The sequence below is a fragment of the Thermoplasmataceae archaeon genome (assembly GCA_038729425.1).
GTDB lineage: Archaea > Thermoplasmatota > Thermoplasmata > Thermoplasmatales > Thermoplasmataceae > B-DKE.
In genome coordinates this window covers 215,122-221,381 of the sequence record JAVYSB010000003.1, presented here as the reverse complement: position 1 = coordinate 221,381, position 6,260 = coordinate 215,122, and the positions used below count along the sequence as shown (strand labels likewise).

The window sequence follows — 6,260 nt, the reverse complement described above, 5'->3', positions numbered from 1 at the left end:
GATGGAAACGATGACCATATTGTGGAATACGGCTTCCTCCATGGTGTTAAGGTCAACAATATCCGGCACAAGCATCTTAATGACCGGGAGGAACATACGTTCAACAGCCTTCCCTATTATGACATCCTCATGCCACAGCTTGCCCACTATGGTCGTAGGATATACGGCGTTCTTTCTCTCAATGATTTTTCGGATGTGAAATACCGGGAATTCCTCTTCAAGAGAATAATATCCGGTATGGTCTCCAAAAGGGCCTTCAACTCTTGTCTCTGATGGGTCTACATAACCTTCCAGCACGATCTCGGCGTTCCTCGGGTATTCAAGATCAACCGTCATTCCCTTGACAAGGTCCAGGCGCTTCTTAGATATGATTCCCTGAAATGAAAACTCGTCGATCCCGTCAGGCAGTGGTGCGACAGCCGAGAATATGGTCAGCGGATCTGTGCCAAGGACAACTGCCACGTCCATGGGTTCTTTCGCGCGTCTTGACTCCGAAAAATGCCCCGCTCCTCCCTTGTGGATGTGCCAGTGCATCCCCGTTGTCTCCGAATCGTAGACCTGCATCCTGTACATGCCAACGTTTCGCTGTCCGGTTTCCCGGTTCTTGGTAATCACAACAGGGAGTGTTATGAATGGCGAAGCATCCTGTGGCCAGGTTCTGCATATGGGGTATCTTGTAAGATCAACTTTGTCCAGAACAGTGTGTTCGGACCCAAATGACTGGTGCACCTTTGGCTTCGCACCGCCAAGTTGACGGTACATCTCCATTCCCCTTGATAACATTGACTCTGTGTCGTCAGGTATCCGGACCAGATCCGTAAGACCTGTCCCTATCTCCAAGGGGGTAGAACCCAGAATGGCATTGATCTTCTCCTGTGTGGAAAAGATATTTCCAACGGCAGGTACCTCTGATCCTTTTACATTGGTAAAAAGCATGGTACGCCCCATGCCAACGCGCTCTTCTTCGCTGAGCATATGGGTGAGCTCAAGATCAGGGTTTACTTCGTCCTCGACCCTGATGAGGGAGTTGTTCTTTATTGAATACTGGATGAAATCCCGAAGATCCTCGAATGACATTTATACCATAATTCAGTAAAGTTTATCGATTTTGCTATCTACCTCTCTCCCCTTCTCCGCACAAGAGTGAATAGATCGGAAAGGCTGAGGACGCAGAATATCAACCCCAGGAGCAGAGAAAGGAAAAAGAACACCTCGATATCTATAAAGAACCTGAAGTCGTCATATGCTATTATTGAGTCTGTAAAATCAACGAACATCAGGAGGATGCCGTCCATAATGGTAAAGACGTATAATCTGTTTACCTGACCAAAGATGGGCTGTTTTAGGCTGTCAGAGTGAAAGTTAGGTATTATGGTTATGAGCACAGAGTAAGAAGCCAGGAGAAGTCCTATGAGGCTCCCGTAGACAGCTAGAAGGCTGTTGTTCGCGAAGAAGGTAACAAAGCTTCCAACATATGCATTCGAATACTTGAAGAACTCTATGTACGGATTCATCAGGAAAAACGTTATGATGAAAGCCACAATAAGTACAGTCCTTATCTTGTAAAAAGATCCTATATTTCCCTTCAACTTGACCTGAGCCATTGCTGATTCTACCTGTACGTCAGATTATATATATGTTTTTGTGAGGTCGCCAGCGTAACACAGGTTCATGAAGGGTTGAAAATTTTCATGAAGTACCTTGGTATCGAAATTATGTTGTACATCAATCCAGCCATAAGTATCAGAATGTAAAACCCCGTAAGCCTGAGTATCCATCTAACCCTGATCTGGCCCGTGGACGAAAAAATAGCCATGATGACCATCCCAAGGAGTATCATTGCAACAAATCCAAACCTGCTTGTTTTGTCTTCGTTACTGAAGATTCCGTGAAGCACCCTGTATCTTGAACCCAGCCCCATGCAACTGTTACAGATATCGCTGCCATTCGGGCCAGAATACCCAGTACCATTGCATTCTTCACAGATATCTTTTCCTGACAACAATTACTTAAGCGGAATCAGTGTATATAAACTATTACTAGTATCCAAAACGGGAACCGCATGAACTGAGAAGCAAGCCGTACCTGAGGAATTTTGTATGAAAGAGCAGGTCCGTCAGCAAAGAGTATATACCTGCACCAGATAAACAACGATGGCAGCTACTGACATGGTCAAAATCTGCCCAAAATGCGGCTCCATACATGTGAACTGGATTGCAGGTGGAATAGCTGGCGCTGTATACAAGTGTGACGACTGCAACTACGTTGGAGCGTTTATCCTCGAGGTGAGGGCCGACAAACTTGATAAGTTCAGGAATGAACTTAAGCGCAACACCCAGTGATCAATTTACTCTTTGACCAACTCACGATACCTGAAGCATTCCAGCGTGTGGTCATTAACCATCCCAGTTGCCTGCATATGCGAATAGCAGATGGTGGAACCCACATACTTGAAACCGCGCCTGACGAGATCAGTGCTCATGGCGTCAGATATCTCTGTTCTTGGTGGTATATCCTTCACGCTTCTCCAGGAATTATGGACGGTTCTGTTGTTCACGAAACGCCAGATATAATTGTCGAAAGTACCAAACTCCTCCTGCACTTTCATAAAGGATCTTGAATTCTGTATTGCGGCATTTATTTTGGATCTGTTCCTGATTATGCCGCTGTCATTCAACAGCCTCCTAATGTCATCCTCATCAAATTGAGAAATTACATTGGGATCGAAATGGGCATAAGCCTTCCTTAAATTCTCCCTCTTGTGAAGAATTGTCTTCCAGCTCAACCCTGCCTGCTGTCCCTCAAGTATGATCATTTCGAGAATTTTTGAATCGACGTGTAACGGAACGCCCCATTCCTCATCATGATACTTCATGTAAAGAGGATCAGAAAGAGGCACCCATTCACATCGTTTCCTGCCATTGTCGTTCTCCTGAGCCTGGATCATGGAGATGCCCCGCATTTCCCTTTCGAATATGAATCCGTATATGGCAGTTCGTCAAAGGGGGCACCAGGTTCCGCTGCCATCATCCAGGTGTTGAAACTACTCGGATTCGGACTGTATCCCTGAAGCTTTGTTCCCGTCTGGTTATCCCAGTCTGTAACTCTTTTCCCATCGTATCCGATGCAGAAAAAGCCGCTGCTGGCTTCTGTTACTTCATAGATAGATATTCCTGAAGGAATCATGTTAGCTGAAAAACCTCCTTCAATCATGGACCAGGTTTCTCCGGGGCCCAGCGTGAAGACGAAAATTACCTGCGAGTTATTTTCTGATGCTGTTTCATTGCCTGCAGAGCTGAATTTAACCAGAGCGAGCGGAGGATCATTTTCAGTGACCCCATTGTTCACAAGAAACGGGACCGGCGCTGTACCGCCTAGAAAATCTGTTCCAAAATTATCTGCTGGGTTTGACGCTGAGTCTCCCCTGCCATTTGAATTTGCATAATATACTGGCCAAAAAGCCCCTCCGAAGTAATATAAATTCCTAAGGAGTATGACGGAGTGCACCCTGGTGTCCATGTTGTGGAATGACCACTGCACAAGACCCTGTTTTTCGTTGTACCAGGACCAGTTCAAGCTGACGTTGCTTGCGACATGTGTATACCTGAATCTTACCTCTCTGATGGCGTCCGGCGTTACTAAGTGCCGTTCTCCTCTTGTTGGCAAAACAGGACGTGCATTGTTCATTTTGATCATATTCCTAATAAGGAAACATATTTAACAGATTCCATCCCGATCGTAGTTTCAATTGGAGAATTACAAAGGGCGCAAGGCACTGATACAGAGGGATTTCGTCAGCCTACTGAAGTATGATCCGGTTACCATGGTAAATTCAACTTCAGCCAGTCAGGTCATGGACTAGTAAACACCAAAAACCAGCTTCACAGGATTTTTTCCATATGTCGTAGAAAGGAATCATATCCCTGCGGAAGGCGCGTCGATATCAGCCTGTCAACTACAGTTGAACGAACCTTTAACGAAGTCCGGATAACCATTGCCAGAACTTTTTATCCCGTGCCCATAATGATTGCCCTTTGCATGCACGCATCACAAAATGCAAGCTTCTATCTGCCAACCATAGTCTTTATCTTGTCATCTATATAAACCGTGATCAACACAATATGGCGGAAGAATCGGTTCAGCACCACTCAATTGCCGACATAAAGCGGCCTGAATACAAGTAGGTAGAGGAATTATGGCATATGGCATTCCATTATGGATGTGACGGTATTTGCAGTCGCTGAAACCTTTCTAAAATATTTGGCGTTCTGTTTATCTCCTAAAATTCAGAAGCAGTCCGTCTCCCCTTGGATCCAGGCCGGTTGAGAACCTGTCGCCACTTATTATTGCATGTGCGTGTCCCATCATCCTGCTGCTGTCTTTGACTTTTATTGCCCCTTCCAGGTCCAAAGACGCTTCGCAGTATAGATCTGAACCTCCATAAATGCTGGCAGGCCATGCAAATCTCGGATAAGCTACTGCATCCTGGGCAGCACGGTCCAAGTCGATAATCCCACTGAGCACTTGCACGTCAACCTGTGGTTGCACATCTCCGCCCATGGTTCCAAGGAACACTTCATCTCTCCCCTTGGCGTACATGGCCATAAGGGTATGGAATGTCTTCTTTCCAGGTTCAAGTTTATTGTTGTGTTCACTATCAAGTGTGAAATAAGATCCCCTGTTGTTCAAGTTGATCCCCATGCCGGGTATCGTGAAACCGGATCCAAAACCAGTATAATTGCTCTGTATAGCTGAAATGCCAAAATTGCCATCGTACACGGAGAAAGCAGTGGTATCAGACAAGCTGGTGTTTCTTACGCCAGAAACAGGCAAAATCCTGTACTGGTAACCAGATTCCAAAATGTCTTCGGGAAAAGTCACATATCGAGGATCGCCGATGTACTTTGACCTGTATGAGTATGCAATGCGCATTGTACGGATCAGTTCATTATAGTATTCTTTCTTGTCCAAGGCCGAAAGATCAGCATGATTCAACATGTTAAGCCACATCAATGCCGTGGAACCCTGGCTCGGTGGCGGATTTGTATAAACCTTGTACCCATGGTATGATACTTGGAAGGGTTTCAGGAATAGGGCTTCATAGGAGTCCATGTCGTTAAACCGAAGAAGCCCTCCACTATTGACCATGGCTGTTTCTATGGCACGGGCGATTTGACCGTGATAGAAGGAATGCCCCTCATCCTTGCTGATTTCCTCAAGGGTACCGGCCAGGTCTTTCTGTATTAGTTTCTCCTCAATCGAAGCTCCATTGTAAATCCGGCTCCAGTCGTCGTTTCCCTTTGTTGATCCGATTGCTTCAACTATGGCAGGTGAGGGAAAAAAGCCGTTCCGTGCCAGTTCGATGGCTGGTTTTATCAGATCCTGAAAACGCATGTTGCAGCGTTCATAAAGAAGTGACCATGCACCTACCATGCCCGGTACGGATATGGCAGAAAGGGGTCCGTTCTTAGGTATCTCACGGAAGCCGTTCTTATTGAAATAATCAATGCTGGCAAGACCAGCTGCATTACCCGACCCGTCAAGTGCACGTATTTCCCCGTCAGCGGTGATTGCAAACAGATCGGCTCCAAGGCCATTCAGATGTGGTTGAACAACAGTCAGTGCAGCGCTCACGGCAATGGCTGCATCATAGGAATTCCCGCCATGCCTGAGTATCCTCATCCCAACTTCATTGCTCAGTGGATGACCGCTGGCCACTGCAAATCTTTCGTCACTCAATATAGCATCACACTGCCATTGCATCCAGTATTATATAAATCACATATTATTTGGCAGGCGCTTTAAAAACGATTCTAAAATGAACGACCAGACACATGCTTTAAGTCTGCAAGAAACCCGATCAGTCTATAACCAAACCTCTCTAAATTTGATTGGTTTCTGACACTATGCATTTCAGGATGTTAAAACAGCGTGCAGGTTCAAACAGGGCTTTTTACTGAAAAGTATTTTGATATGATAAGAATACAGAAAATTACATTTGACGAATATGAAAAACGGTCCAGATCAAGATGCCGGTGGTGGAAACGCTTCCACTTCAAACGGCTCATACGGCGGGAAAAAAGATAACCGTCATGGGCTTTCCATTGCCTTCACTGCAATAATACTAGTTCTGTTCACCGTATCTGCCCGTTCTGTAAACAACATGGTTGTTACTTCTGTGCCAATCCTTTCAAGGTACGTTCTAGGTTTCAGCAACCTGTTAGTAGGAGTTTTAACCGCAGTAATATATGTATCGACAT

General features: G+C 45.5%; 8 protein-coding genes. 2 read left to right on the top strand and 6 right to left on the bottom strand.

What is annotated here, in order from left to right; all coding sequences use genetic code 11:
* The 3 genes from QW597_04450 to QW597_04440 all read right to left on the bottom strand — a co-directional run.
* A partial coding sequence (locus tag QW597_04450; protein ID MEM0155836.1) for a UbiD family decarboxylase occupies nt 1-1,077 on the bottom strand: 1,077 nt, incomplete at its 3' end.
* A 38-nt stretch (nt 1,078-1,115) separates the two neighbouring features.
* Nucleotides 1,116-1,604 carry a hypothetical protein gene (locus QW597_04445; GenBank protein ID MEM0155835.1) on the bottom strand — a complete coding sequence of 163 codons (489 nt, stop codon included), beginning with the start codon at nt 1,602-1,604 and terminating at the stop codon, nt 1,116-1,118.
* Between the two features lie 65 nt (nt 1,605-1,669).
* Nucleotides 1,670-2,002: a hypothetical protein gene (locus QW597_04440; GenBank protein MEM0155834.1), complete on the bottom strand. Its 333-nt coding sequence runs from the start codon at nt 2,000-2,002 to the stop codon at nt 1,670-1,672.
* Between the two features lie 151 nt (nt 2,003-2,153).
* On the opposite strand from QW597_04440, the gene QW597_04435 reads away from it, so the two are divergent.
* Nucleotides 2,154-2,342, top strand: a complete 189-nt coding sequence (locus QW597_04435; GenBank protein MEM0155833.1) for a hypothetical protein — start codon at nt 2,154-2,156, stop codon at nt 2,340-2,342.
* A 5-nt stretch (nt 2,343-2,347) separates the two neighbouring features.
* Here QW597_04435 and QW597_04430 read toward each other — a convergent pair whose 3' ends face one another.
* From QW597_04430 to QW597_04420, 3 genes are all read right to left on the bottom strand, one after another.
* On the bottom strand, nt 2,348-2,947 hold the full coding sequence (locus tag QW597_04430) for a DNA-3-methyladenine glycosylase I (protein MEM0155832.1): 600 nt from the start codon (nt 2,945-2,947) through the stop codon (nt 2,348-2,350).
* Nucleotides 2,944-3,687: a hypothetical protein gene (locus QW597_04425; protein ID MEM0155831.1), complete on the bottom strand. Its 744-nt coding sequence runs from the start codon at nt 3,685-3,687 to the stop codon at nt 2,944-2,946. Before QW597_04425 ends, QW597_04430 begins: the two co-directional genes overlap by 4 nt.
* A 585-nt stretch (nt 3,688-4,272) precedes the next feature.
* Nucleotides 4,273-5,739, bottom strand: a complete 1,467-nt coding sequence (locus QW597_04420) for a gamma-glutamyltransferase (GenBank protein MEM0155830.1) — start codon at nt 5,737-5,739, stop codon at nt 4,273-4,275.
* A gap of 259 nt (nt 5,740-5,998) precedes the next feature.
* Between QW597_04420 and QW597_04415 the strand changes: the two genes are divergently transcribed.
* A partial coding sequence (locus tag QW597_04415; protein ID MEM0155829.1) for a hypothetical protein occupies nt 5,999-6,260 on the top strand: 262 nt, incomplete at its 3' end.